General features: G+C 64.6%; 19 protein-coding genes and 3 rRNA genes. 18 read left to right on the top strand and 4 right to left on the bottom strand.

What is annotated here, in order from left to right; translation table 11 throughout:
• Positions 1-107: 107 nt before the first annotated feature.
• The gene (locus ABTV68_RS14185) at positions 108-515 is read right to left on the bottom strand and encodes a VOC family protein (RefSeq protein WP_433674349.1); all 408 of its coding nucleotides are present in this window, start codon (positions 513-515) and stop codon (positions 108-110) included.
• 60 nt (positions 516-575) lie between these two features.
• A complete protein-coding gene (locus ABTV68_RS14180) occupies positions 576-983 on the bottom strand; it encodes a helix-turn-helix transcriptional regulator (RefSeq protein WP_433674348.1) in 408 nt (135 codons plus the stop codon).
• A gap of 63 nt (positions 984-1,046) precedes the next feature.
• Between ABTV68_RS14180 and tyrS the strand changes: the two genes are divergently transcribed.
• Together tyrS and ABTV68_RS14170 are read left to right on the top strand one after the other, a co-directional pair.
• Positions 1,047-2,348 (top strand): tyrosine--tRNA ligase, encoded by a 1,302-nt coding sequence (gene tyrS / locus ABTV68_RS14175; RefSeq protein WP_433674347.1) that lies wholly within the window; start codon positions 1,047-1,049, stop codon positions 2,346-2,348.
• Positions 2,349-2,464: 116 nt separating this feature from the next.
• The gene (locus tag ABTV68_RS14170; RefSeq protein ID WP_433674346.1) at positions 2,465-3,256 is read left to right on the top strand and encodes a DUF4184 family protein; all 792 of its coding nucleotides are present in this window, start codon (positions 2,465-2,467) and stop codon (positions 3,254-3,256) included.
• On the opposite strand, the gene ABTV68_RS14165 is transcribed toward ABTV68_RS14170, so the two are convergent.
• Positions 3,239-3,892 (bottom strand): pyridoxine/pyridoxamine 5'-phosphate oxidase, encoded by a 654-nt coding sequence (locus tag ABTV68_RS14165; RefSeq protein WP_433674345.1) that lies wholly within the window; start codon positions 3,890-3,892, stop codon positions 3,239-3,241. The two genes, ABTV68_RS14170 and ABTV68_RS14165, sit on opposite strands and share 18 nt — an antisense overlap.
• 513 nt (positions 3,893-4,405) lie before the next feature.
• On the opposite strand from ABTV68_RS14165, the gene ABTV68_RS14160 reads away from it, so the two are divergent.
• From ABTV68_RS14160 to ABTV68_RS14105, 12 genes are all read left to right on the top strand, one after another.
• Positions 4,406-5,928: ribosomal RNA gene (locus ABTV68_RS14160) — 16S ribosomal RNA — on the top strand.
• Positions 5,929-6,322: 394 nt separating this feature from the next.
• Positions 6,323-9,423, top strand: a 23S ribosomal RNA gene (locus ABTV68_RS14155).
• A gap of 117 nt (positions 9,424-9,540) precedes the next feature.
• Positions 9,541-9,657: ribosomal RNA gene (rrf, locus tag ABTV68_RS14150) — 5S ribosomal RNA — on the top strand.
• The 16S, 23S and 5S rRNA genes sit together here, the layout of an rRNA operon.
• Positions 9,658-9,749: 92 nt before the next feature.
• On the top strand, positions 9,750-12,086 hold the full coding sequence (locus ABTV68_RS14145) for a primosomal protein (protein WP_433674344.1): 2,337 nt from the start codon (positions 9,750-9,752) through the stop codon (positions 12,084-12,086).
• A gap of 2 nt (positions 12,087-12,088) precedes the next feature.
• Entirely contained in the window at positions 12,089-13,144 is a 1,056-nt protein-coding gene (locus ABTV68_RS14140) for an HAD-IIA family hydrolase (RefSeq protein ID WP_433674343.1), read from the top strand.
• A 257-nt stretch (positions 13,145-13,401) separates the two neighbouring features.
• Positions 13,402-13,554: a hypothetical protein gene (locus tag ABTV68_RS14135; RefSeq protein WP_433674341.1), complete on the top strand. Its 153-nt coding sequence runs from the start codon at positions 13,402-13,404 to the stop codon at positions 13,552-13,554.
• Positions 13,554-14,345, top strand: a complete 792-nt coding sequence (locus tag ABTV68_RS14130) for a TlyA family RNA methyltransferase (protein WP_433674340.1) — start codon at positions 13,554-13,556, stop codon at positions 14,343-14,345. Before ABTV68_RS14135 ends, ABTV68_RS14130 begins: the two co-directional genes overlap by 1 nt.
• Complete coding sequence (locus tag ABTV68_RS14125) at positions 14,342-15,298, top strand: NAD kinase (RefSeq protein WP_404923080.1); 957 nt, start codon at positions 14,342-14,344, stop codon at positions 15,296-15,298. The genes ABTV68_RS14130 and ABTV68_RS14125 overlap by 4 nt, the downstream gene beginning before the upstream one ends.
• The gene (gene recN / locus ABTV68_RS14120; RefSeq protein WP_433674339.1) at positions 15,295-16,986 is read left to right on the top strand and encodes a DNA repair protein RecN; all 1,692 of its coding nucleotides are present in this window, start codon (positions 15,295-15,297) and stop codon (positions 16,984-16,986) included. Before ABTV68_RS14125 ends, recN begins: the two co-directional genes overlap by 4 nt.
• A 208-nt stretch (positions 16,987-17,194) precedes the next feature.
• Complete coding sequence (locus ABTV68_RS14115; RefSeq protein WP_433674338.1) at positions 17,195-18,121, top strand: MetQ/NlpA family ABC transporter substrate-binding protein; 927 nt, start codon at positions 17,195-17,197, stop codon at positions 18,119-18,121.
• 8 nt (positions 18,122-18,129) lie between these two features.
• Positions 18,130-19,245: a methionine ABC transporter ATP-binding protein gene (locus tag ABTV68_RS14110; RefSeq protein ID WP_433674337.1), complete on the top strand. Its 1,116-nt coding sequence runs from the start codon at positions 18,130-18,132 to the stop codon at positions 19,243-19,245.
• Positions 19,242-19,913 carry a methionine ABC transporter permease gene (locus ABTV68_RS14105; protein WP_433674335.1) on the top strand — a complete coding sequence of 224 codons (672 nt, stop codon included), beginning with the start codon at positions 19,242-19,244 and terminating at the stop codon, positions 19,911-19,913. The genes ABTV68_RS14110 and ABTV68_RS14105 overlap by 4 nt, the downstream gene beginning before the upstream one ends.
• A 20-nt stretch (positions 19,914-19,933) precedes the next feature.
• Here ABTV68_RS14105 and ABTV68_RS14100 read toward each other — a convergent pair whose 3' ends face one another.
• Complete coding sequence (locus ABTV68_RS14100; protein ID WP_433674334.1) at positions 19,934-20,962, bottom strand: LacI family DNA-binding transcriptional regulator; 1,029 nt, start codon at positions 20,960-20,962, stop codon at positions 19,934-19,936.
• Positions 20,963-21,163: 201 nt separating this feature from the next.
• On the opposite strand from ABTV68_RS14100, the gene ABTV68_RS14095 reads away from it, so the two are divergent.
• From ABTV68_RS14095 to ABTV68_RS14080, 4 genes are read left to right on the top strand one after another with little or no spacing between them, the layout of a single operon-like run.
• Entirely contained in the window at positions 21,164-22,546 is a 1,383-nt protein-coding gene (locus ABTV68_RS14095) for an extracellular solute-binding protein (protein WP_433674333.1), read from the top strand.
• Entirely contained in the window at positions 22,546-23,487 is a 942-nt protein-coding gene (locus ABTV68_RS14090) for a carbohydrate ABC transporter permease (RefSeq protein ID WP_433674332.1), read from the top strand. The genes ABTV68_RS14095 and ABTV68_RS14090 overlap by 1 nt, the downstream gene beginning before the upstream one ends.
• Positions 23,488-23,495: 8 nt before the next feature.
• A complete protein-coding gene (locus tag ABTV68_RS14085; protein ID WP_433674331.1) occupies positions 23,496-24,329 on the top strand; it encodes a carbohydrate ABC transporter permease in 834 nt (277 codons plus the stop codon).
• 41 nt (positions 24,330-24,370) lie between these two features.
• Positions 24,371-25,855: a GH32 C-terminal domain-containing protein gene (locus ABTV68_RS14080; RefSeq protein WP_433674330.1), complete on the top strand. Its 1,485-nt coding sequence runs from the start codon at positions 24,371-24,373 to the stop codon at positions 25,853-25,855.
• The last annotated feature ends 14 nt before the right edge of the window (positions 25,856-25,869 follow it).

The raw sequence follows: 25,869 nt of genomic DNA, 5'->3' as shown, positions 1-25,869 counted from the left end.
CCGACTCCTCTCGCTCGTGCGGATGCACGTTCGTCGGCTGGCATCCGCGATATGACGAAATGTTACGCCTCGCGGATCGGGCCGCAACAAATTCCTCGTGAAATATTTCAGGCCTTTGGCTGCTGCACACGGACCGCCGTGCCGGCGGGGTCGCGGAGTGCGAAATCACGCACGCCGTAGTCCTGCTCGAGCACGTCCTGCACGATCTCAGCGCCCGCGTCGACCGCACGCTGGTAGGCCGCATCGAGGTCATCCGTTGCGAGCACGAGCTGGGGCAGAGAACCCGCGGCGAGGAGCCGCGAGAGGGTCTCACCATCCTCCGCCGAGACGCCCACGCGCGGGCTGGTCAGCACGATCTGACCGGGCGCTCCGGCTTCGGAGCCGAGGGTGACCCAGCTGAACTCGCCGTAGTTGACCTCCGTGAGGACGGAGAAGCCGAGGGCGTCACGGTAGAACGCGGTCGAGGCGGGAATGTCATCGGACAGGACAGTGGTGAACTGCAGGTTGATCGTCATGCGGCCAGCCTACGAACGCGGGGCCGCGCCGTGCTTCTTCGAATCTGCTCGTGTTGTGCGTCACTCGTCGTAGCGGCGACGACGGGTGAATCGCGCCGCCACGAACGGTGGGATCTGCTCGATATCGGTGTGCTCGCGCCGCGCATAGGCGGAGGGGGTCTCGCCGTACACCTCGCGGAAGCGAGCGCTGAAGGAGCCGAGCGAACTGAGCCCGACGGCCGTGCAGGCGTCCGTCACGCTCGTGCCCTGGCGAAGCAACCACGCGGCCCGCTCCAGCCGGCGGGTGAGGAGGTACTGGTGAGGACTCTCGCCGTATAGCGCACGGAAGGAGCGGGTGAAGTGTGCCGGGGAGAGGTGCACGTGGGCCGCGACATCCGGGATCGTCAGACCCTCCGCATATCGGCGGTCGATGAGATCTCGGGCCCGACGGAGGAGGCGCACCGTGTCGAGGTCCGGCTTCGCGCTCACCCGTACACCCTATCGAGGCGCATCGGTCACGTCGGGGTACGCGCACGACCTAAGCTGGAAGGTATGGCAACCGCAGTTGATATCGCGACGCCGCCCGCAGCAGATCCCGCGTTCGAGAACGTGTGGGATGAGCTGGTCTGGCGCGGTCTCGTGCACGTGTCCACCGATCAGGAAGCTCTTCGCGAGCTGCTCGGCGGGGACCCGATCGTCTATTACTGCGGCTTCGACCCCACGGCACCTTCGCTGCACCTGGGCAATCTCGTTCAGCTGCTCACGCTGCGCCGCATCCAGCTGGCCGGCCACCGCCCGCTGGGTTTGGTCGGAGGCTCCACCGGCCTCATCGGCGACCCGCGCCCCACCGCCGAGCGCACGCTCAACACCCCGGAGACGGTGGCGGCCTGGGTGGATCGTCTGCGCTCCCAGGTGGAGCGGTACCTGAGCTTCGAGGGCGACAACGCCGCCCGGATCGTGAACAACCTGGACTGGACGGCCCCGCTCAGCGCCATCGACTTCCTGCGTGAGATCGGCAAGAACTTCCGCGTCGGCACGATGCTGAAGAAGGACGCCGTGGCCACGCGCCTCAACTCCGAAGAGGGCATCAGTTACACGGAGTTCAGCTACCAGATCCTGCAGGGCATGGACTTCCTCGAGCTGCACCGCCAGTACGGGTGCGTGCTGCAGACCGGCGGTTCTGACCAGTGGGGCAACCTCACCAGCGGCACGGACCTCATCCGCAAGGTCGAAGGCGTCAGCGCTCATGCGATCGGCACTCCACTGATCACCAACAGCGACGGCACCAAGTTCGGCAAGTCCGAGGGCAACGCCATCTGGCTGGATGCCTCGATGTGCAGCCCGTACCGGATGTACCAGTTCTGGTTGAACACCGACGACGCGGACGTGATCGATCGTCTCAAGGTCTTCACATTCCTCACGCGTGAGCAGATCGAGGAGTACGCGCGCCTGGTGGCGGACGAACCGTTCCGTCGGGAGGCTCAGAAGCGACTCGCGCTCGAGGTGACCACGATCGTCCACGGCCCGGAGGCGACCGACGCTGTGATCGCGGCCTCGGAGGCGCTGTTCGGCAAGGGTGACCTCGCCGCTCTTGACGCGGATACCCTTCGCACGGCGCTGGAGGAGCTGCCTCACGCGAACGTCGCCACCGGAACCACGGTGGTGCAGGCGCTGGTCGACACCGGGTTGTGCAGCAGCGCGAGCGAGGCTCGGCGTGCGATCGCTCAGGGCGGTGTCTCTCTCGACGGCGTGAAGATCGACGACGAGAACGCCGCGGTCACCGGTGCCCTGCCCGGCGGAGTGTCCGTGCTGCGCCGCGGAAAGAAGACACTCGCCGGTCTGTTCGTCTCCTGACACGATCCCGTGAAGGGGCTCGGAACCACAGGGTGGATCCGAGCCCCTTCCTTCGTCGTCCGTAGACTCGTGACGCTTCCGGTGGTGCGCCGCCGGAAGCCACGAAGGGGGAGTCCGTGCCGTTCACCGTGAGCCATGCCGTCGTGGCGCTGCCGTTCATCCGGACACCGCTGGTGCCGGCCGCGATCGCCATCGGCTCGATGATCCCGGACCTGCCGATGTTCCTGCGCCCGCTCGGCCTCATCGGCTTCACCTACTCTCGGACTCACGACTACGCATGGCTGCCGATGACGGCTGTGGCGGCGCTGATCGCGCTGCTGCTCTGGCAGTGTGTGCTGCGTGTTGCGGCGATCGAACTCGCGCCGAGGTGGGTCGCCGAGCGCCTGCCGATCCGCTGGAGCGCGCCGCCGCGCGAGGCGTTCCGAGAGCTCTGGACCAGTAGCCGCGGCCCCGTGACGGCCGTGATCCTTCTGGCGCTCTCCCTCGCCGTGGGGGTGGTCACCCACATTCTGTGGGACTCATTCACGCATGAGGGACGCGGCGGCACGGTACTGGCCGAGCTTGATTCTCTCTGGGGGCCGCTGCCCGCCTACAAGTGGCTGCAGTACGGCTCGGGTCTCGTCGGCGTCGTGATCCTCGCGTGCTGGGCAGCAGTGTGGTGGCGACTGCAGCTGATCCACGCGGTCCATCGGCGCACGAGCCGATCTGTCCGCGTGCTCTGGTGGTTATCGCTGCCGCTCGTGCAGGTGATCTCGGCCGCTGTCGTCATCGTCGACGGTGCACCGGAAGGCGAGAGCTTCACCGCCGGGCATATCGCCTACGGCATGCTCCCAGCGGTGGGTGCCTGGGGACTCGCCTCCCTCGGGCTGTGCATCGTGCTCGCGGTGAGGTCACGGCCACAGCAGTGAACGGGTCCAGCTCCCGTCCGTGAGTGTGTAGGCAAGGCGGATCTGACCTTCCTGCGGAGTGGATGCCCAGAACTCGACGTTCTCTGGCAGGACGGTGTACACGGCCCACAGACCGGACGATGTCTGATCGCCGGCTTCGACCCGCTCCACCTCCGCTCGGAACAGCCGGACGTAGTCCGAGCGCGATGACATCGGTGAACTCTGCCGCCCGATGCGCCCGGCTGCCCGGGAGTGCGGAGGCCGGGTGTTCTCGTCGGCGTGCGCTGTATCGTCCGATTCGCGACGGACGGGACCTCGCAGGCGTACCTGACGCCCCAGCTCACGCGAATAGAACGTGATCGCCGCCTGTGGCACACGCTCCAGCTCGGCGGCCTTGACGCCATCAGTGCGAGTGGCGAACACGACGCCGTCAGACGTGAGGTCCTTCACGATGAGCGTCCGCGCATTCGCCGTGCCGTCGACGGCCACGGTGCTGAGGGTCACGGCGTGGGGGAGGAGGACACCAGCGTCGATTGCGCCGTTGAGCCACTCGAGCAGCAGGGGGAGCGGCTCCCCTGGCGCGTCCTCGACAGGGAACGTCGGCAGCTCAGAGGGGAACGAAGGAATGGAACGAAGGCGGGTTCGGAGCGGCGTCATGCGTGTACGGTAGCTCCGGGCCGCTCGCGACACGCCCGGGATGCGAGCGAGATTCGACAGGTCGGCCGGATCGGCGTAAATTAGTTCTTGTTCGCCCCACAGGGTAGAGCGGAGGGCCTCCGGGTCTGGCTCCCCTCAAGCGGAGAACACATCATCAAGAAGGAACGAACAGTCGTTCGGGCCTGGCTCTCGAAGCCTAGATGAAATAACAGGATCCGACGGATAGTCAACCTGCAGCTCTTCGGAGATCGTCAGGTTCGGCACTCCAGGATGTACAAGAGAAGTTGCCCCGCAGCGAAGCCCGGAAGGGTGGTGTGTGGGAGTATCCGATCCTTGAGAACTCAACAGCGTGCACTTGTCAAATGCCAAATAACCTCGTCGGTCGAGCTTTTTGTTCGGCCGGGTGAGATTCCTTTGGATCAATTTATGGTTGTCAGTTTTGACATCCTTTTTTGGTCAGTTTCAAACTCGCAATGCTTTGGCCTATTCCGGTTGGGGTGTTGCAGCTGTTTTTTCACGGAGAGTTTGATCCTGGCTCAGGATGAACGCTGGCGGCGTGCTTAACACATGCAAGTCGAACGGTGAAGCAGAGCTTGCTCTGTGGATCAGTGGCGAACGGGTGAGTAACACGTGAGCAACCTGCCCCGGACTCTGGGATAAGCGCTGGAAACGGCGTCTAATACCGGATACGAGACAAGACGGCATCGTCATTGTCTGGAAAGATTTTTTGGTCTGGGATGGGCTCGCGGCCTATCAGCTTGTTGGTGAGGTAATGGCTCACCAAGGCGTCGACGGGTAGCCGGCCTGAGAGGGTGACCGGCCACACTGGGACTGAGACACGGCCCAGACTCCTACGGGAGGCAGCAGTGGGGAATATTGCACAATGGGCGAAAGCCTGATGCAGCAACGCCGCGTGAGGGATGACGGCCTTCGGGTTGTAAACCTCTTTTAGCAGGGAAGAAGCGAGAGTGACGGTACCTGCAGAAAAAGCGCCGGCTAACTACGTGCCAGCAGCCGCGGTAATACGTAGGGCGCAAGCGTTATCCGGAATTATTGGGCGTAAAGAGCTCGTAGGCGGTTTGTCGCGTCTGCTGTGAAATCCCGAGGCTCAACCTCGGGCCTGCAGTGGGTACGGGCAGACTAGAGTGCGGTAGGGGAGATTGGAATTCCTGGTGTAGCGGTGGAATGCGCAGATATCAGGAGGAACACCGATGGCGAAGGCAGATCTCTGGGCCGTAACTGACGCTGAGGAGCGAAAGGGTGGGGAGCAAACAGGCTTAGATACCCTGGTAGTCCACCCCGTAAACGTTGGGAACTAGTTGTGGGGTCCATTCCACGGATTCCGTGACGCAGCTAACGCATTAAGTTCCCCGCCTGGGGAGTACGGCCGCAAGGCTAAAACTCAAAGGAATTGACGGGGACCCGCACAAGCGGCGGAGCATGCGGATTAATTCGATGCAACGCGAAGAACCTTACCAAGGCTTGACATATACGAGAACACTCTGGAAACAGAGGACTCTTTGGACACTCGTATACAGGTGGTGCATGGTTGTCGTCAGCTCGTGTCGTGAGATGTTGGGTTAAGTCCCGCAACGAGCGCAACCCTCGTTCTATGTTGCCAGCACGTTATGGTGGGAACTCATGGGATACCGCCGGGGTCAACTCGGAGGAAGGTGGGGATGACGTCAAATCATCATGCCCCTTATGTCTTGGGCTTCACGCATGCTACAATGGCCGGTACAAAGGGCTGCAATACCGTGAGGTGGAGCGAATCCCAAAAAGCCGGTCCCAGTTCGGATTGAGGTCTGCAACTCGACCTCATGAAGTCGGAGTCGCTAGTAATCGCAGATCAGCAACGCTGCGGTGAATACGTTCCCGGGTCTTGTACACACCGCCCGTCAAGTCATGAAAGTCGGTAACACCTGAAGCCGGTGGCCTAACCCTTGTGGAGGGAGCCGTCGAAGGTGGGATCGGTAATTAGGACTAAGTCGTAACAAGGTAGCCGTACCGGAAGGTGCGGCTGGATCACCTCCTTTCTAAGGAGCACTGCGGTTCTTCGGGACCGACAGAGCCGGATTCAGACCGAATGTGTCTGACCGGAGCTCATGGGTGGAACATTTGACATGGCATTCAGGCCGAGAGTGGTTTCTAGTACGCAGCTTGCTGTTGGAACGGGACGCTTGAGGGTTGGGTGCCTGCACGCTGTTGGGTCCTGAGGGACCGGATGCGATCCTTTGGGATTGGGTCTGTACCTCTGGGCTTCTGCTGATTCTGACCGTGTGTCGGGGGAGGTGGGAGTACCGCCCGTACTTTGAGAACTACACAGTGGACGCGAGCATCTTAAAGATGATCTGTATGGGCCTTCGGGCTTGTGTGGATTGTTTTTGAAAGTGTCAGATTTTTTGGATCTGATCATTTCTTAACTCATGTATTCAAGTCTTTAAGAGCAAACGGTGGATGCCTTGGCATCTGGAGCCGAAGAAGGACGTAGCAATCTGCGATAAGCCTCGGGGAACTGATAAGCAAGTTTTGATCCGAGGGTGTCCGAATGGGGAAACCCCGCTGGGCGGCGTGCCGACCTAGTGACTCCCGCCTGAATATATAGGGCGGGTAGAGGGAACGTGGGGAAGTGAAACATCTCAGTACCCACAGGAAGAGAAAGCAACCGCGATTCCGTTAGTAGTGGCGAGCGAAACCGGATCAGGCTAAACCTTGCGTGTGTGATAGCCGGCAGGTGTTGCACGTTGGGGGTTGTGGGACTCACCGGAAGTTTCTGCCGAGACTTCGACGTGACAGTAGCGTATAGACGAATGGTTTTGAAAGGCCAGTCATAGAGGGTGCCAACCCCGTAGTCGAAATGCGTGTATTGGCGTGGAGAGTATCCCAAGTAGCACGGGGCCCGAGAAATCCCGTGTGAATCTGTCAGGACCACCTGATAAGCCTAAATACTCCCAGATGACCGATAGCGGACAAGTACCGTGAGGGAAAGGTGAAAAGTACCCCGGGAGGGGAGTGAAATAGTACCTGAAACCGTTTGCTTACAAACCGTTGGAGCACCCCTGGTAGGTGTGACAGCGTGCCTTTTGAAGAATGAGCCTGCGAGTTAGTGATACGTGGCGAGGTTAACCCGTGTGGGGTAGCCGTAGCGAAAGCGAGTCTGAATAGGGCGATTGAGTCGCGTGTCCTAGACCCGAAGCGAAGTGATCTATCCATGGCCAGGTTGAAGCGACGGTAAGACGTCGTGGAGGACCGAACCCACTTAGGTTGAAAACTGAGGGGATGAGCTGTGGATAGGGGTGAAAGGCCAATCAAACTTCGTGATAGCTGGTTCTCTCCGAAATGCATTTAGGTGCAGCGTTGCGTGTTTCTTGCCGGAGGTAGAGCTACTGGATGGCCGATGGGCCCTACAAGGTTACTGACGTCAGCCAAACTCCGAATGCCGGTAAGTGAGAGCGCAGCAGTGAGACTGTGGGGGATAAGCTTCATAGTCGAGAGGGAAACAACCCAGACCACCATCTAAGGTCCCTAAGCGCGTGCTAAGTGGAAAAGGATGTGGAGTTGCTGTGACAACCAGGAGGTTGGCTTAGAAGCAGCCACCCTTGAAAGAGTGCGTAATAGCTCACTGGTCAAGTGATTCCGCGCCGACAATGTAACGGGGCTCAAGCACGCCACCGAAGTTGTGGCATTGACATTTTTGGTAGGCCTTCGTGGTCCAGCCGTGTTGATGGGTAGGAGAGCGTCGTGTGGCGAGTGAAGCGGCGGAGTGATCCAGCCGTGGACGCTACACGAGTGAGAATGCAGGCATGAGTAGCGAATGACGTGTGAGAAACACGTCCTCCGAAAGACCAAGGGTTCCAGGGTCAAGCTAATCTTCCCTGGGTAAGTCGGGACCTAAGGCGAGGCCGACAGGCGTAGTCGATGGACAACGGGTTGATATTCCCGTACCGGCGAAGAACCGCCCAAGCTAATCCAGTAGTGCTAAGTATCTGAATCCTCTTGACCGGATCCTTCGGGTGATGGCTGGAGGCCTAGCGTACGACCCCGTTCTGGTGCGGTTAGCGTATTAACAGGTGTGACGCAGGAAGGTAGCCCAGCAGCGCGATGGTTGTCGCTGTGCAAGTGCGTAGGCTGAGTGATAGGCAAATCCGTCACTTATACAGGCTGAGACACGATGCGTATCAAGTGGGTGATCCTATGCTGCCGAGAAAAGCATCGACGCGAGGTTCTAGCTGCCCGTACCCCAAACCGACTCAGGTGGTCAGGTAGAGAATACCAAGGAGATCGAGAGAATCGTGGTTAAGGAACTCGGCAAAATGCCCCCGTAACTTCGGGAGAAGGGGGGCCATCGGCGTATTAGGACTTGCTCCGAAAGCGTTTGGTGGCCGCAGAGACTAGTGGGTAGCGACTGTTTACTAAAAACACAGGTCCGTGCTAAGTCGCAAGACGATGTATACGGACTGACGCCTGCCCGGTGCTGGAAGGTTAAGAGGACCGGTTAGCCGTAAGGCGAAGCTGAGAATTTAAGCCCCAGTAAACGGCGGTGGTAACTATAACCATCCTAAGGTAGCGAAATTCCTTGTCGGGTAAGTTCCGACCTGCACGAATGGCGTAACGACTTCCCAACTGTCTCAACCGCGAACTCGGCGAAATTGCAATACGAGTAAAGATGCTCGTTACGCGCAGCAGGACGGAAAGACCCCGTGACCTTTACTACAGCTTGGTATTGGTGTTTGGTGTGGCTTGTGTAGGATAGGTGGGAGACTGTGAAGCATTCACGCTAGTGGGTGTGGAGTCGTTGTTGAAATACCACTCTGGTCACTCTGGATATCTAACTTCGGACCGTAATCCGGTTCAGGGACAGTGCCTGGTGGGTAGTTTAACTGGGGCGGTTGCCTCCCAAAAAGTAACGGAGGCGCCCAAAGGTTCCCTCAACCTGGTTGGCAATCAGGTGTCGAGTGTAAGTGCACAAGGGAGCTTGACTGTGAGACTGACAAGTCGAGCAGGGACGAAAGTCGGGACTAGTGATCCGGCAGTGGCTTGTGGAAGCGCTGTCGCTCAACGGATAAAAGGTACCTCGGGGATAACAGGCTGATCTTGCCCAAGAGTCCATATCGACGGCATGGTTTGGCACCTCGATGTCGGCTCGTCGCATCCTGGGGCTGGAGTAGGTCCCAAGGGTTGGGCTGTTCGCCCATTAAAGCGGTACGCGAGCTGGGTTTAGAACGTCGTGAGACAGTTCGGTCCCTATCCGCTGCGCGCGTAGGAAATTTGAGAGGATCTGACCCTAGTACGAGAGGACCGGGTTGGACGAACCTCTGGTGTGCCAGTTGTTCTGCCAAGAGCACCGCTGGTTAGCTACGTTCGGGATGGATAACCGCTGAAAGCATCTAAGCGGGAAGCCGGCCTCAAGATGAGATTTCCATACCTTCGGGTGAGAGGCTCCCAGCCAGACTACTGGGTTGATAGGCCAGATGTGGAAGCGCAGTAATGCGTGTAGCTGACTGGTACTAATAAGCCGATGACTTGATAAACACCCCCCATCCGTGGGTGGGTGGCATGAACTTGCTTGCGTCCACTGAGTGGTTCTCGATGTACGGTCGAGAACACACAACGATCACTCGTTGTGCTGATTGAAACATCAATAGTGTTTCGGCGGCCATAGCGAGAGGGAAACGCCTGGTCACATTCCGAACCCAGAAGCTAAGCCTCTCAGCGCCGATGGTACTGCAGGGGGGACCCTGTGGGAGAGTAGGACACCGCCGGACTTCTTTCGATCGAAAGGCCCACCCAACGCTGGGTGGGCCTTTCGTGGTTTCGGGGGAGAATGTACCCGAGGAAGGTCAACAGAGGAGCGACGATGGCAGACAACAACGGCCGAAACGACGACAGGCGCGACCAGCGTCCTCGCTCCGACTCCCGACCCCCGCGCCGTGATGGTCACGGGGAGAGTCGCTCCTTTGACCGTCCGCAGCGTGATGGTGAGCGTCGCTCGTACGACCGTCCGCAGCGTGATGGTGAGCGTCGTTCGTTCGATCGTCCTAACCGCGATGGTGAGCGTCGTTCGTTCGATCGTCCCAACCGCGATGGCGAGCGCCGCTCCTACGATCGTCCCAACCGTGACGGCGAGCGTCGCTCCTTCGATCGTCCTAACCGTGACGGCGAGCGCCGCTCGTACGACCGTCCGCAGCGTGATGGTGAGCGTCGTTCGTTCGATCGTCCCAACCGCGACGGCGAGCGCCGCTCCTACGATCGTCCCAACCGTGACGGCGAGCGCCGTTCGTTCGATCGCCCCAACCGTGACGGCGAGCGCCGCTCCTATGACCGTCCGCGGCGTGATGGTGAGCGTCGCTCCTACGACCGTCCGCAGCGTGATGGTGAGCGTCGTTCGTTCGATCGTCCCAACCGCGACGGTGAGCGCCGCTCCTATGACCGTCCGCAGCGTGATGGTGAGCGTCGCTCCTACGACCGTCCGCAGCGTGATGGTGAGCGTCGTTCGTTCGATCGTCCCAACCGCGACGGTGAGCGTCGCTCCTATGACCGGCCTAACCGTGATGGTGAGCGTCGCTCCTATGATCGTCCGCAGCGTGACGGGGAGCGCCGCTCGTTCGACCGTCCGCAGCGTGATGGTGAACGTCGCTCCTATGACCGTCCCAGCCGTGATGGCGAGCGCCGCTCTTACGATCGTCCGCAGCGTGACGGTGAGCGTCGCTCTTACGACCGTCCGCAGCGCGACGGGGAGCGCCGCTCCTACCACCGCAACGAAGACGAGCGGCGCCCGAGCCGCCCGACGCAGGATGACCGGGCGGACCGACCGCGCGATCCGGAGATTCCCGAGTCGGTCGACGCGCGGGATCTGCCGGCGGCCGCGCGCAACGAGCTCAAGACACTGAGCAAGGAGAATGCGGAAGGTGTCGCGCGTCACCTGGTGATGGCGGCGCGGCTGATCGAGGAGGATCCGGCACTCGCTCACGAGCATGCCCTCGCGGCATCGCGTCGAGCTGGTCGTATCGCGCTTGTTCGAGAGACCCTCGCCATCACCGCGTACGGCATGGGTGACTTTGCTCTCGCGTTGCGCGAGCTGCGCACATACCGCCGCATCTCGGGCAAGGAAGACCAGATTGCGCTGATCGTTGACAGCGAGCGTGGTCTCGGTCGCCCGGAGAAGGGACTGGAGGAGGGGCGGGCGGTTGATCGCGCGTCGCTGCCGACCGAGGTTCGGGTGCAGCTGGCCATCGCGATGTCCGGTGCTCGGCTCGATCTCGGTCAGACCGCTGCGGCGCTCGGCGAGCTCGATATCCCTGAACTGGACCCGGACCGCGCGTTCGAGTGGAGCCCGGCCCTGTTCGAGGCCCGTGCTGTTGTCCTGGAGGAGCTCGGCCTGGAAGACGAGGCGGCGCAGTGGCATCACCGCGCAGCTGTGGCTGAAGAGGCGCTCGCCGGCGGGATGAGCGACGAGTTCCTTGTCGTCGAGGACACGTTCGATGAGGACGCTTTCGAGGACGAAGACGAAGACGAAGGCGCCGGGTCTCGCCCGGGTGCTGACTCGACGGACCGTGCCGACGATGTCGATTCGGCTCTCGCGTCGGATGAGGCCGAGGACGTCGATGCGATCGGCGATGATGTTGCAGCAGCCGACGAGAGGGACACGGCAAGCGACACCACTCGTGGCACCGGTGACGCCGGCGCCGATGAGGCAGACGCCATCACGGCGGTGGATGCGGATGTGGCTGATGACGCGGACACGTCCCCGGAGAGCGACATCGACGCGATGCCGAGCGCACACGACTATTCGGTCGAAGACGAAGTCGCCGATCTGCTCGGTGAGAACGACACGGAATCGGAGAAGCCCGGCGCGGCGGCCGAAGTCAAGGCTGACGCTCCGTCTGTAGCTGAGAAAGCGAAGAAGCCCAAGGCGGACAAGAAGGCCAAGTCGGACAAGAAGAGCAAGGCTCCGAACGGCGACGACGCAGACCAGGCTCAGGCCGAGAAGAAGGCCAAGAAGGCCAAGAAGGCCAAGAAGGCTGCGGAGTCTGGCACGGCTGAGCCCGTCGAGAAGCCCAAGAAGGCACGCAAGAGCGAGGAGCAGGCTCCGGATGCAGTGGCGCCGAAGGCTCGCATCAAGGTCGTTGAGGACAAGCCCGCACGCAAGCGCGCGGCGAGGACCACGGACGACGCCACCGACGCGGGAGAGTGACTGTGGGTCTGTTCTCTCGTCGCTCTGGTTCGTCTGCTGCGTCGGCACCAACGCCGCTGGACGGTGTCGACACGATCCTCGCCGACCTCGACGGGGTCGTCTATGCCGGGGCTGGTGCTATTCCGTTCGCGGTCGAGAGCATCAATCGCGCTCGGGAGTCCGCCCGCGTCGGCTACATCACCAACAATGCATCGCGGACGGACCGAGCCGTTGCGGAGCATCTGAGCGAACTCGGTCTGCCGACCAAACCGGACGAGATCGTCACGAGTCCACAGGCCGCCATGCGCTTGCTCGCAACGCGAGTCGCGCCGGGGGCGACCATCCTCGTCGTTGGCGGCGACGGGCTGGTCGACGAGCTGCACAAGGCGGGCTTCGTCGTGACGCGCAGCGCTGACGACAGTCCCGCCGCGGTGGTCCAGGGATTCGCTCCGGAGGTGGACTGGAACCAGCTTGCGGAAGCTGCGTACGCTCTGCAGACACCCGAGGACGAGGGCGGGATTCCGTGGATCGCCACGAACACGGACTGGACCATTCCGAAGGAGCGCGGAATCGCGCCGGGAAACGGCACTCTGGTGTCCGCGGTGCACACGGCTGTCGGGCGTCTGTCGACGGTTGCTGGGAAGCCGGAGACGCCGATCTTCGAGGAGGCCATCGCGCGATTCTCCGCGAAGAAGGCGCTCTTCCTCGGCGACCGACTCGACACCGACATTCTCGGCGCCAATCGATCTGGAATCGCCTCGCTGCACGTGCTGACCGGGATCGATCGACCGAAGCATGTGCTGGCGGCGCCGCCGGACTCGCGTCCGGACTTCATCGTGGCCGATCTGCGGGGGCTGTTCGAGCCGTACCCGAAGACCGTGGTCGACGGTGAGCGGGTCACCGTGGCCGACGCGACGGTGCGAATCGACGGACCGGATATCGTCATCGAGCGGGCAGGCGACCAGCTGAACCTGTTGCGCGCGGGCGCTCAGGCGATCTGGCGCAGCGGACGCGCGATCTTCGGGTTCCGCGTTCCTGAGCAGCTGTACGCCGACCCCTTCGTGAGCCGGCGGTCCTAACTCACCGGCGGCGGGGTGCCTTGGCGGTGTTCGTGTCGTTGTTCCTGCGCCGCTCGTCTCTGGACGCAGAGCTCGAAGATACGCGGCCAGAGTCCGCATGGCGTTTCGTCTGTCGAGTGCCTGTGGCCGTGCTTCCCTTGGTCGTGCGGTCACGGCACGGCGTGCAAGGGGCTGGCGGGCACACGCTGTGGGTCGCGCATCGTCGGCTGGCCGCGGATCTCCGTGACCGTGTCGGGGGCGGCGCGTATTGTGGAGTCGTGACCGACTTCACCTCTGATCCGGGCCTCGTGAGCCGTCTGCGCGTCATCGAAGCGCAGCCGTTGGCTGCACGAGCGGAGGCGTATGCCGGGTTGCACGACGAGCTGACACGGCGCTTGGATTCCAGCGTTCCGCGGGCAGAGTCGGACTGATGACACGTCTGGATGCTGCGCTCACGACCCGCGGGCTTGCTCGTTCGCGGTCTCATGCGGCGCGTCTCATCGCCGACGGTCTGGTCACCGTCGACGGAACCCCCGTCGTGAAGGCCTCGGCGGCTGTGTCCGACGAGGCGGTACTCGAGGTAGCCGGTGCCGACCACTACGTCAGTCGCGCCGCGCACAAGCTGATCGCCGCCCTCGACGGTTTCGGGATCGATCCACGAGGCCGCGTCGCGCTCGATATGGGCGCCTCCACCGGAGGCTTCACCCAGGTGCTGCGCGAACGCGGTGCGGAGCCGGTGCTGGCCGTCGACGTCGGCCACGACCAGCTGGCTGCCGAGATCGCCTCCGACGCCGGGGTTCGCAGCGTCGAGGGATTCAACGTCCGCCACATGACCGCGGAGAATCTGGCCGGTGCCACCGGCGTCACGCTTCCTCCCCAGGTCGTGACAGGCGACCTCTCCTTCATCTCCCTCGAGCACGTGATTCCCGCCGTCGCGGCCGTCGCGGCGCGGGACGCGGACATCGTGCTGCTGGTCAAGCCGCAGTTCGAAGTAGGCCGCACCGCGGTGAAGGGCGGTCTCGTCACGAACCCGGGGCTGCGGGCTGACGCCATCTCCTCGGTGCTCTGGAGCGCCTGGGATTCCGGCCTCGGTACCCTCGGGATTCTCCCCAGCCCCATCCTCGGCACGCATGGCAACGCGGAGTTCCTGGTACATCTGCGACACGAGGGTGCCAACCCCACAGATTTCCGTGATCGAGTCCTGGAGGTGACCGGAGCATGACCGACGAACGATTCATCCTCGTCGTCGCGCACGCACGACGCGATGACACGGTTGCCGCGGCGATGCGCGTGATCGATTCGCTCACGGCGGCCGGCGCGATTCCGGTGATGTCTCCGGACGATCGCAACGACCTGGCCGACGCGATGCCCGATCCGAGCGTGCTTGATCGGGTCCGCATGCTCGGTGAGGAGCTCAGCACCGCCGATCTGGAACTGGCCATCGTCCTCGGCGGCGACGGCACGATTCTGCGTGCCGCGGAGCTGGTGCGGGGGAGCGCTGCTCCCGTGCTGGGAATCAACATGGGGCATGTCGGCTTCCTCGCGGAGAGCGAGCGAGACGACATGGATGAGGCCGTGCGTCGCGTGATCGCGCGGGACTACACCGTCGAAGAGCGCATGGCGGTGGACATCCGCGTGAAGAACGCGCAGGGCGACGTCGTTTACTCGACGTTTGCTCTGAACGACGCGTCGATTGAGAAGGGCAGCCGCGAACGCATGCTCGAGGTGGTCCTGGAGGTGGACGGACGTCCGCTCACCAGCTTCGGATGCGATGGCATGGTCGTATCGACCCCGACCGGCTCGACCGCCTATAACTTCTCTGCCGGCGGCCCGGTGATCTGGCCCACCGTCCAGGCGATCAGCGTGGTTCCCCTGTCGGCGCACGCGCTGTTTGCTCGTCCGATCGTGGTGGATCCGTCGTCCTCGGTCGCCATCGAGGTGATGAGTCGCACGAACGGCAGCGGCGTGCTCTGGGCCGACGGACGGCGCTCTCACGAGCTTCCGCCCGGTGCCCGCGTCGTCGTGCGCCGCTCGGCCGTTCCCGTTCGTCTCGCGCGACTGCACGAGGCCAAGTTCACCGACCGACTCGTACGCAAGTTCCGGCTGCCCGTTGACGGCTGGCGGGGGCCGGACCCGACGACCGATGTGCTGCCCATCCAGGGAGGATCCGCATGATCGAGGAGATGCGCATGCGCGACCTCGGAGTCATCTCCGAGGCGACCCTGCCGATCGGTCCCGGCTTCACGGCGATCACCGGTGAGACCGGCGCCGGAAAGACGATGGTGGTCACCGGACTCGGGCTGCTGCTCGGAGCCCGCGCTGATTCCGGTGCAGTGCGCGCGGGAGCCGACTCCGCGGTCGTCGCCGGAGTGTGGGTGGTGCCGGAGTCGGGCGCTGTCGCGGACCGCGTGGCCGAGGCCGGGGGAGAGGTCGAGGCGATCGGCGATGGAAACGCCGAGCTCTACGTCTCCCGCACGCTGACCGCCGAAGGGCGCAGCCGTGCGAGCGTCGGCGGTCGCAGCGCCCCAGCAGGCGTCCTGGCGGACCTCGCCGACGAGCTGGTGGTGGTGCACGGTCAGTCCGAACAGCTGCGGCTGCGATCCGCGGCTGCGCAGCGAGACGCGCTGGATCGGTTCGCCGGGGAACCGGTGGCGAAGGCGCTTGCCGCCTACCGACGCGTCTACGAGGAGTTCCTCGCGGCCGACGCCGAACTCACGGAGCTGACCACGCGACGTGACGAACGTCAGGCCGAAGCCGCCCAGTTGCGGGAGGCGATCGCTGCGATCGAGAGCATCGCCCCCGAACCCGGCGAGGATACCGAACTCGCGGCGAAGTCGGAGCGGCTGAGCAACGCCGAAGAGCTCCGCGTCGCCGCGAGTTCGGCTCGCGAGGCGCTCTCCAGCGAAGAAGACGCGCCGGACGTCTCCGGGCTCATCGCTGACGCGCGCCGTGCCTTGGAGCGGGCGACCGATCCGGTGCTTACCGCGCTGACCGAACAGCTCGCCGAGATCGGCTATCGGGCCGTCGATATCGCCGCCCAGCTGTCCGGCTACCTCGCCGATCTCGACGAGTCCGGCCCTCATGAACTCGCGGCGGTCGAGGAACGCCGCGCCTTGCTCGCAGGACTCGTACGTCAGCATGGGTCGCTGGGTGACGCCCTGGCGCTGCTGGAGACCGGCTCCGCGCGGCTCATGGAGCTCGATGATGACGGCGACCGCGTCGATCGGCTCGGTGCTCGCATCGAGGAGCTGCGCGCGGAACTGGATGCGGCTGCTGCCGAGCTCACGGCGCGCCGCACGGAGGCCGCGGTACGGCTGGGATCAGCCGTCACGGAGGAGCTTCACGCTCTCGCCATGCCGGATGCCACGCTGACCGTTGAGGTGGGCATCGGCAATCCGTCGCACTTCGGTCGGGATGACGTGGCGCTCCTGCTCGCCCCGCACCCCGGAGCCTCGCCGCGATCAGTCGCGAAGGGTGCGTCCGGAGGTGAACTCAGCCGGGTGATGCTGGCGATCGAGGTCGTCATCGCGGGGACCGATCCGGTGCCGACATTCGTGTTCGATGAGGTGGACGCCGGCATCGGCGGAGCGGCGGCCATCGAGGTCGGGCGCCGGCTGGCGACCTTGGCGCGCACCAGCCAGGTGATCGCGGTCACCCACCTCGCACAGGTGGCGGCGTTCGCGAATAACCACCTCAGCGTGGTCAAGAGCAACGATGGCTCGGTCACTGCGTCCAGCGTGCGACAGCTCACCGGCGAAGAGCGGGAGGCGGAGATGGCACGACTGCTGTCGGGGCTTGCCGACTCGGACGCGGCGCTGACACACGCGCGAGAGCTGCTGTCGCTCGCGGAGCCGCGCGGCTGACGACGAGAAGTCCCGCCTCACTTCGTCTCGTTCTCTGGTCGCTCAGCGAGACGAAGGGCGCTCCCAACCGGGGGCTTCGCTCGCCCCGCGCGCGGGGGTGTCAAAATTCCGTGACGTTTCGTGTAGTTGCGTGACGTCATGAGAACTTCCGTGGCGAGGTGTTGCGGGCGCATGTGACGGCGCGAGGCGGGGCCTGTTTCATGGACCCATGACCAAGATCTCCCTCGCCAAACGAGTCACCTCCATCCTCGGACTCGCGACGGCCGCTCTCATGGTGAGCGGACTCGTCGGCTGCTCGAGCGATGCCGGTGCCACGACCGATGGCTCCACCACCGCGGCCAAGCAGGACACCATCGTGCTGGGCGCTGACGACGGCAACGAGCCGCACTGGCAGATCCTGAAGGACAAGCTGGCCGACGAGGGCATCGACCTCGAGGTGAAGACGATCACCGATGGCGTGCAGCTCAACCAGGGCGTCAAGGACGGCTCGCTCGACATCAACCTGTTCCAGCACCTGATCTTCCTCGCCCAATTCAACGTCGACAACGACGCCGACCTGGTGCCCGTCGGTGCCACGGCCGTGTACCCGCTGGGTCTGTACTCCACGGAGTACGACGCCGTCGAGAAGCTGCCGGCTGACGCCGTCGTCGCCGTTCCGAACAACCCGACCAACCTCGCCCGCGCTCTCCTCAACCTGCAGACCGCTGGCCTGCTGACGCTCAAGGACGGCGGCAACGCGCTGTCGACGCCGGCGGACATCACCGACTCCAAGGTGAAGGTGACCCCGGTGGACGCGAACCAGACGGTCACGGCCCTCAAAGACGGCAGCGCCGTCGCCGCCGTCGTGAACAACGTGCAGGCGCAGCGCGGTGGCCTCACCGACAGCGACATCATCTTCAAGGAAGACATCAACGACCCGCAGCTCGCGCCCTACATCAACGCGTTCGTCACCCGCGCCGAGCTGGCTGACGACCCGCGCTGGGCCAAGCTGATCGAGGCGTACCACAGCCCTGAGGTGGAGGAGGCCGTGTCGAAGCTCAACGACGGCAACCTCGTCTTCAAGGCCGACTGGACCCAGGCGAAGCTCACGGAGGTGCTGACCGGACTCGAGTCGGACATCTCCGCGGCGAAGTAAGGCGGCCGGTGGCTCGCAGCAAGACCGCGTCCGCGGTGGAGGATTCCTCCACCGCGGACTTCGCGGTCGTTTTCGAGAATGTCGGCAAGGAGTTCCCGGCGCGACGCAGCCGCGGCGCGATCATCGCCGTGGACGGGGTGTCTCTGCGGGTGCCCACGGGACGCATCGTGGGCGTGATCGGATACTCCGGCGCGGGAAAGTCCACGCTGGTGCGCATGATCAACGGGCTGGAGAAGCCCACATCCGGAACCGTGTCGACCCTGGGCGTCGACGTGGGCGCAGCGGACGAGGCGGCGCTGCGCGCCCTGCGCGGCCGGATCGGCATGGTGTTCCAGCAGTTCAACCTGTTCTCCTCACGCACCGTGCGCGGCAACATCGCGTACCCGCTGAAGGTGGCCGGCTGGTCGAAAGAGAAGATCGCCGCACGGGTCGATGAACTCCTGGACTTCGTCGGCCTCGCCGACAAGGCGGATCAGTTCCCGCGCCGACTCTCGGGTGGACAGAAGCAGCGCGTGGGGATCGCCCGCGCACTTGCCACGAACCCCGACATCCTGCTCGCCGACGAGGCCACCAGTGCGCTCGATCCGCAGACCACCCGCGACATCCTGGACCTCCTGGCGCGTGCCAATCGCGAACTGGGCATCACGATCGTCGTGATCACCCACCAGATCAGCGTGGTGCACGAGCTCTGCGACGAGGTCATCGTGATGGAGCAGGGCCGCATCGTCGACGAGGGCGACACCTACCGGGTGTTCGCGCATCCGACGGCGTCCCTCACCTCCCGCTTCGTTTCGGATGCCACCCAGGGCGTCCCGCGGGGCGACGTTCTCGAAGCGCTGAGCCGTGGAGGTGGCGCGCTGCTGAGCGTGGACGTCAACGAGTTCACCAGCGAGGACGTGGAGACGGTCTTCACCCAGCACGGCGTGCGCGGCGTGGTCGTGTTCGGCGGCGTGACGGATGTTCGCGGCCGTCAGCTGGGAACGCTCACCTACCGCGTGAACGCGACCGAGGAGGTCGTCACCGCGGTGGCGGCGGATCTCGCCGCGCACACCCGGGTGGTGCGCCCCGATCAGCAGTACGACGCCTGGGCGGACGCCGGCACCGCAGAGGAGGCCGCCTCATGATCGCTCCCGCAGCCGATTGGGACGTCATCGGTCCCGTGCTCGGTCAATCGGTGGTCGAGACCGTCTGGATGACGGCCGTCACCCTGCTCATCGGCGGCGTGGCCGGCCTGGTGCTGGGCGCCGCCCTGTACGCCACGCGCCGCGGCAATCTGTTCGAGAACGCTGCCGTGTTCGGGGTGCTGAACGTGCTCGTGAACATCATCCGGCCGATCCCGTTCATCATCTTCCTCACCGCCGTCGGCCCGCTCACCAAGGTCGTGGCCGGCACGACCCTCGGCACCACGGCGGCGATCGTGCCGATGACGATCATGGCCACGGTCGTGATCGCACGTGTGGTGGAGCAGAACCTCGTGAGTGTCGACCCCGGCATCGTCGAGGCCGCACGGGCGTCCGGCGCGCGGCGCCTGGCCGTGCTGTTCGGCGTGGTGATCCCCGAGGCGCTCGCGCAGCTGGTGCTCGGGTACGTGTTCATGTTCGTCGCCGTGGTCGACATGTCGGCGATGGCCGGCTACATCGGCGGTGGCGGTCTCGGCAACTTTGCCATCATCTACGGCTACCAGCAGTTCGACCCTGCGGCTACGTGGGTCACCGTCGCGATCATCGTCGTGATCGTCCAGGTCGGCCAGCTGTTCGGCAACTGGTTGGCCGGACGCATCGTCCGACGCTGACTCGAGCGTGCCCCGGGAGGTCAGCCTCGCGGGGCACGCACCGAGTCTCGAACGATGAGCGGCATCGCGATGCGCTCGTGCGAGAGCTCCCGCTCTCCTAGCAGCATCTCCACGCCCCGTCGCGCCATCTCCTCATACGGCAGACGCGCGGTCGTCAAGCCCGGACGCTGAAACTCAGCCAGCTCTTCGTCGTCGAACGAGATCACCGAGATGTCGGCGCCGACCAGGAGCCCGCGCTCGCTCATCGCCTGATAGACGCCGAAGGCGACGTTGTCGTTTCCGGCGATGATCGCGGTGATGTCCGGATGGGCGACGAGGAGTTCGTGCGTCTTGTCGTAGCCGACGTCCGGTCGCCATCCGTCGACGTCGATGCGCACGATCTGTGCGGCGGACGAGTCCAAGACACTGTCCAGCCCCTCGAAGCGCTCGCCGATGGTGGCGGACAGGCGGAGGTCGCCGGCGATGTGGGGGAGCGGGCCGATGACACCGATCCTCCGGTGGCCTCGAGTGATCACGTGCTCCGCCACCTGCACACCGGCCGCCCGTTCGTCGGGCAGGATGTTCGGGTGATCGGTGCTTGACCTGCCGTTGACCACCACAACCGGAACGTCGTGCGGCACCTTCGGAACATCGATCTGCCGTGCCGCCATGAGTCCGATGAGCAGGCCGTCCACCCGGCGATCGGTCATCTGCTGGATGACCTGGGCGAGATCCTCCGTCCCCCCGGTCTCCGCGATGAGCACCGTCTGATCGCGCTCCTTCGCCGCGGCCAGCACGCCGCGGATCATTCCCGATGCGTATCGGGTGATGGTGACCTGATCGGAGATGAACCCGAGAGTGCGAGTCTTGCCCAGCCGCAGGCTCTGCGCGGCGGGATTGGGACGATAGCCGAGTTCGGCGGCGGCAGCGCGCACCTTTTCGGCAGCCTCGGCCGAGAGCCGTGTGCCGGGCCGGTCGTTGAGGATCATGCTCACGGCCGCCTTCGACATGCCGGAACGCGCTGCGACATCGGCGAGCGTGGGGCGGCGAGCGGGAGGCTGCTCGGTCATGGCGCTCCCCTCGGCTCGTGCGACACGGTCTTCCTCCCACGATAGCGACACCCGCCGGATCGATCGGGCGACACGATGCTGAATTAATTCAGCAATTCAGTTGCGTCGCGGAGCGAGATGTTGTTAGCATCGCGTGCTGAATCAATTCAGCATCGCCGGTTTTGGGCGATCACTCACTTCAGCACGAGGAGACACGACGACGTGGTTGACATCTCACGCAGGGCGATGCTCGGCGTTCTGGGGCTGGGACTGGTGGGCACGGCGATCTCCTGGCCGCGCCTGACGGGCCTGGACATCCCGGGGCGCGGCGACGACGCGCTCACGGTGGCGCTGCTCGGCACCGCCCAGGACGCGGCCGCTCGCCAGAGCCTCGTCGAAGGCTTCCAGCGCAAGCACCCCGACATCCCGGTCCGCATCGTCGCGATCCAGGGGACCGACTGGGGCGATTATTTCGCCAAGATCCTCACGATGGTCGCGGCCGGCACGTCACCCGATGTGGTGACCGTGGCCACGGAGGGCGCGCAGCTGTTCGCCTCGCGTATGGCGCACCCGCTCGATGACTACGTGCGTCGCGACGCGAGCGAGATGCAGGAGTACTTCGACGACGTTCACCCGTCGCTCATCGAGGCGTTCCTGTACCGTGGCAGCCTCTTCCAGCTGCCCGACAACTTCAACGCCGCGAACGTGTACTACAGCACGAAGGCGTTGCAGCGCGCCGGTCTCGAGCGTCCGGCGGACGACTGGAGCGTGGACGATTTCTTCACCGTGGCGCGCGCGATGCGTGAATCGGGTCAGGGATCCTTCCTGCCGTACTTCTGGAACAACCGCCTCTGGGGCGGTGTGGTGCCGTGGCTCTACATCAACGAGACGAGCATCGTCACCGAGGAGAAGGCGCCGGGCGGGGAGTGGTTCTGGAAACAGTTCTACCCGAGCGAAGCGCCGCGTGGCGGCGGCTACCTGTGGGAGAACGCCGACGCGCTGAACGACCGCACTGTCGAGAGCTTCGAGGTGCTGCAGCGGATGGTGTCGGAAGGGCTCGCGGCGAACCCCGCCCAGGGCGGTGGCAACGAACTGGTCTCGCTGTTCTCCACCGGCGCGGTCGGCATGACTCCCGCCGGCGGCTTCTGGGTCAAGGGCCTCAAGGAAGCGGGCTTCGCCAACGACGACTACGACGTGTCCTTCTTCCCCCGCATGCGCGGCCAGCGACACCAGTTCGGCGCCGCGGGTTACGCGATCATGGAGACCTCGCGCCGCAAGGACGAGGCCTGGGAGTGGCTCAAGTACTGCGTCTCGGTGGAGGGGATGACCATCGCGCATCCGCAGCCCGATTCGTCCCTGACGCGCCGGTCGCTGAACGACGCGCTCTACGGTGCCGGCACCGGCCCCGCGCACTGGAAGGTGTTCTACGACACGCTCGACCACTTCCCGACGACCGGTCCGATCCCGGCACCGCCGCAGCAGGCCGCCGTCGAGCAGGCCCTCATCAAGAACGTCGTCGCGACCATCACGAACGGCACCTCCGGTGTGCGTCGCGGGCTCTCGACCATGCAACGTGACCTCGAACTCGCCCTGAAGGGACGCTGATGTCCACCACTGTCTCCACCGCGACCTCCACCATCGCCGCCGGCTCCGTGCGCCCCGCGGGCACGCAGCGGCGGGGAACGCGATCGCTGATCGCCGTGTTCCTGGCTCCCACAGTGATCGGGCTCGGGCTGTTCAGCTTCCTGCCGATCCTCGCCTCCGTCGTGCTCGCGTTCTTCCGTTGGGACATCATCACCGCGCCCGAGTTCGTCGGCATCGACAACTTCGTGAACGCGGCGACGAACCCGACCATTCGCGTGTCGTTCCTCAACACGATCGGATTCGTCGTCGTGGCGGTGGCGCTGCAGCTCGCCGTGGCGCTGCTGCTCGCCGTGCTGGTGCAGGCCCGCATGCCCCGATGGCTCAGCACGTTCTTCCGCTCGACGCTGTTCTTCCCGCTGATCCTCTCGGCCGCGTCCGTCTCGCTGGTGATGTCGTACCTGTTCAACCAGGAGTTCGGCCTCGTCAACCAGGTGCTCGGACTGTTCGGCGTCGGCAAGGTGGGATGGCTGACCACGGGTCTCGGCGCCAAGACCGTGGTGCTGCTCGTGTACGTGTGGCAGAACTTCGGGTTCACGTTCCTGCTGTTCCTCGGCGGGCTCGCCGCCGTCCCGCGCGAGGTGTACGAGGCCTCCTCGATCGACGGCGCACGCGGCTGGTCGCAGTTCCGCCACATCACGCTCCCGCTGATCAGTCCCACGATGCTGGTGGCCACGGTGATGGCGATCATCAACGCTCTGCAGATCTTCGATCAGCCATACGTGCTGGTGCGCGGCGGCCCCGGCGATGAGACGCGCACCGCGGTCATGGTGATCTACGAGTCCGCCTTCCGACAACTCGATTTCGGCGGGGCATCCGCGATCGGCATCGCTCTGACGCTGCTGATCATGCTCGTCACGGGCATCCAGTTCCAGCTCAGCAAGCGTTTCGTCTTCTACGGATGAGGTCGACCATGTCCACTCCCGCACTCCGCTCCCGGGCGATCCTCCCCGCCCTCGGCCGCGTCGGCACCTTCGTCGTCCTGATCGTGGCGGCGGCTCTGACCCTCGCTCCCGTCGTCTGGACGCTGATCACGGCTCTCACGCCGACCGACGCCGTCACGCACACCACGTCCTTCGGACTCGCCGCCTTCGGCGACGTCTTCACCAAGATCCCGGTCTGGCTCTACGTCTGGAACAGCGCGCTGGTCACCGGACTGATCGCCGCGGGGCAGATGATCAGCGCGGCGATGGCCGGCTACGTCTTCGCCCGCTACGAGTTCCGCGGCAAGAAGGTGCTGTTCGGCATGATCCTCGCGACGATGATGGTGCCGCTCCAGGTGATCATCGTCCCGGTCTTCATGCTGGTACGCGGGATGGGTCTCGCGGACACGCTGCTGGCGCTCATCATCCCGGCGCTGCCCACCGCGTTCGGAACGTTCCTGATGCGTCAGTACTTCCTGGGACTGCCGGACGAGCTGGGGGAGGCCGCGGAACTGGATGGCGCCGGCCCCTGGCGGACGTTCTTCCGGATCTATCTCCCGCTGTCCACGCCGGGACTCGCGATCGTCGGCATCCTCGCCTTCAACTACCACTGGAACGAGTTCTTCCGACCCCTGATCATGACCATCAGCGAGCAGAACTTCACCCTGCCGCTGGGTCTTGTCACCCTGCAGGGCAACCTCGGCACCGGAAGCGTGTCCACGGTTCTCGCCGGTGTGGTGATCTCGATGATCCCGGCCCTGATCGTGTTCGTCTTCGGCCAGAAGCCGCTGCGCGAGGGTCTCACCGCCGGTGCCGGCAAGTGACCTCCGCTGACCGAGACGATGTTCCCCCGTTACGAGAGACGATGACCCCCGAAACCTGCTCGATGCACTTCCGCCCGGCCCGCAACTGGATGAACGACCCCAATGGGCTGATCCGGCACCGCGATCGGTATCACCTCTTCTATCAGTACAACCCACACGGGCCGACGCACGGCTTCATGAGCTGGGGGCACGCATCCAGCACGGATCTCGTGACCTGGCAGGAGCATCCGGTGGCGATCGGATACACGCCGACGGATGAGATCTTCTCCGGGTCGGCCGTATTCGACGCGCAGAACACCAGCGGGCTGGGATCGGACGGCGTGGCCCCGCTGGTCGCGATCTACACGCTAGCGGGGGAGCGGCAGACGCAGGGCATCGCCTCCAGCCTCGACGGCGGGCTCACGTGGACGCCGTATCCGGGAAATCCGGTGCTGGATCGGAAGTCCGCGCACTTCCGGGACCCGAAGGTGTTCCGCTACGCGGGAATCGAGGGTGAGTACTGGGTGATGGTGGCCGTCGAGGCCGTCGAACGCCGAGTGGTGCTGTACCGGTCGGACGATCTGATCACGTGGGCCTACCTGTCTGACTACGGCCCGCGCGGTGCCACGGAAGGCGTCTGGGAGTGCCCCGACCTGTTCCCGCTGGCCATCGACGGGGATCCCGACGATGTGCGGTGGGTGCTGTTGATCAGCATCAATCCCGGCGGGATCGCCGGCGGGTCGGGGACGCAGTACGTCATCGGACGATTCGACGGCGTGCGCTTCGTCGCCGACGAGGCACCCCCGCGGCGCGAGGCGGGCGCGATGGCTTCTCGGACCGAGCTCGCCGAACTCGACTGGCTGGATCACGGCCGGGACTGCTACGCGGGCGTGACGTTCGCCGGGCTGCCTGACGACGAACGGACCCTCATCGCCTGGATGAGCAACTGGGACTACGCCGGCGCGCTGCCCGTGGACGACGATGCGCCGCGACGCGGGGCCATGACACTCGCGCGTCGGCTCTCGCTGGTGCGTCTGGGCGGCCGTGTGCTGCTGCGGCAGCGGGTCGTCGCGCCTGCCGTGAATGCCGGGGAGACGTTCGTCGACACGACGGTTGCCGCTGACGAGCCGCTGCGGACCGAGCTACCGGTGCGCTGCCGGGTGGAAGTGGTGGCCGACATCGCGCCGGGCGCGAGTCTGCACCTGAACCTCGGCGGCTCGGCCGTGGTCGAGGTGGACGCGACGACCGTGCGCCTGGACCGTCGTCCCGGTGCCGCCGAGATGCCGGCCGGTTTCGCGAGTGTCGAATCGGTCGCCCTCGCGACGGACGGTGTCGTGAGCCTGGAGCTCTGGCTCGACCACGATTCCGTGGAGCTGTTCGCGGACGACGGGACCCGCGTGATCACGGATCTGCTCGCCGAACGAGGAGCTGCGCTGGTCGTGTCCGCGCAGGGCGGCGATGTCCTGCTGCGCCGACTGGCGATCGATCCGGTGCGAGTCGACACGCGTGCACGCGACACAGCGGTAACGTCGGTGATCGGCGCATGATCGCTCCTGCCCGG

This window comes from Microbacterium gorillae, from assembly GCF_050990725.1.
In the GTDB taxonomy this organism is placed as follows: domain Bacteria; phylum Actinomycetota; class Actinomycetes; order Actinomycetales; family Microbacteriaceae; genus Microbacterium; species Microbacterium gorillae_A.
Note: the sequence above shows the minus strand (reverse complement) of the source record. Positions and strands in the feature narration are given on the sequence as shown.

Bases quoted from the DNA above. Each gene is read 5' to 3' on its own strand.
- ABTV68_RS14185 (WP_433674349.1), bottom strand. From the start codon at position 515: ATGACGATCAACCTGCAGTTCACCACTGTCCTGTCCGATGACATTCCC.
- tyrS (WP_433674347.1), top strand. From the start codon at position 1,047: ATGGCAACCGCAGTTGATATCGCGACGCCGCCCGCAGCAGATCCCGCG.
- ABTV68_RS14165 (WP_433674345.1), bottom strand. From the start codon at position 3,892: ATGACGCCGCTCCGAACCCGCCTTCGTTCCATTCCTTCGTTCCCCTCT.
- ABTV68_RS14145 (WP_433674344.1), top strand. From the start codon at position 9,750: ATGGCAGACAACAACGGCCGAAACGACGACAGGCGCGACCAGCGTCCT.
- ABTV68_RS14130 (WP_433674340.1), top strand. From the start codon at position 13,554: ATGACACGTCTGGATGCTGCGCTCACGACCCGCGGGCTTGCTCGTTCG.
- ABTV68_RS14125 (WP_404923080.1), top strand. From the start codon at position 14,342: ATGACCGACGAACGATTCATCCTCGTCGTCGCGCACGCACGACGCGAT.
- recN (WP_433674339.1), top strand. From the start codon at position 15,295: ATGATCGAGGAGATGCGCATGCGCGACCTCGGAGTCATCTCCGAGGCG.
- ABTV68_RS14115 (WP_433674338.1), top strand. From the start codon at position 17,195: ATGACCAAGATCTCCCTCGCCAAACGAGTCACCTCCATCCTCGGACTC.
- ABTV68_RS14105 (WP_433674335.1), top strand. From the start codon at position 19,242: ATGATCGCTCCCGCAGCCGATTGGGACGTCATCGGTCCCGTGCTCGGT.
- ABTV68_RS14100 (WP_433674334.1), bottom strand. From the start codon at position 20,962: ATGACCGAGCAGCCTCCCGCTCGCCGCCCCACGCTCGCCGATGTCGCA.
- ABTV68_RS14090 (WP_433674332.1), top strand. From the start codon at position 22,546: ATGTCCACCACTGTCTCCACCGCGACCTCCACCATCGCCGCCGGCTCC.
- ABTV68_RS14085 (WP_433674331.1), top strand. From the start codon at position 23,496: ATGTCCACTCCCGCACTCCGCTCCCGGGCGATCCTCCCCGCCCTCGGC.
- ABTV68_RS14080 (WP_433674330.1), top strand. From the start codon at position 24,371: ATGACCCCCGAAACCTGCTCGATGCACTTCCGCCCGGCCCGCAACTGG.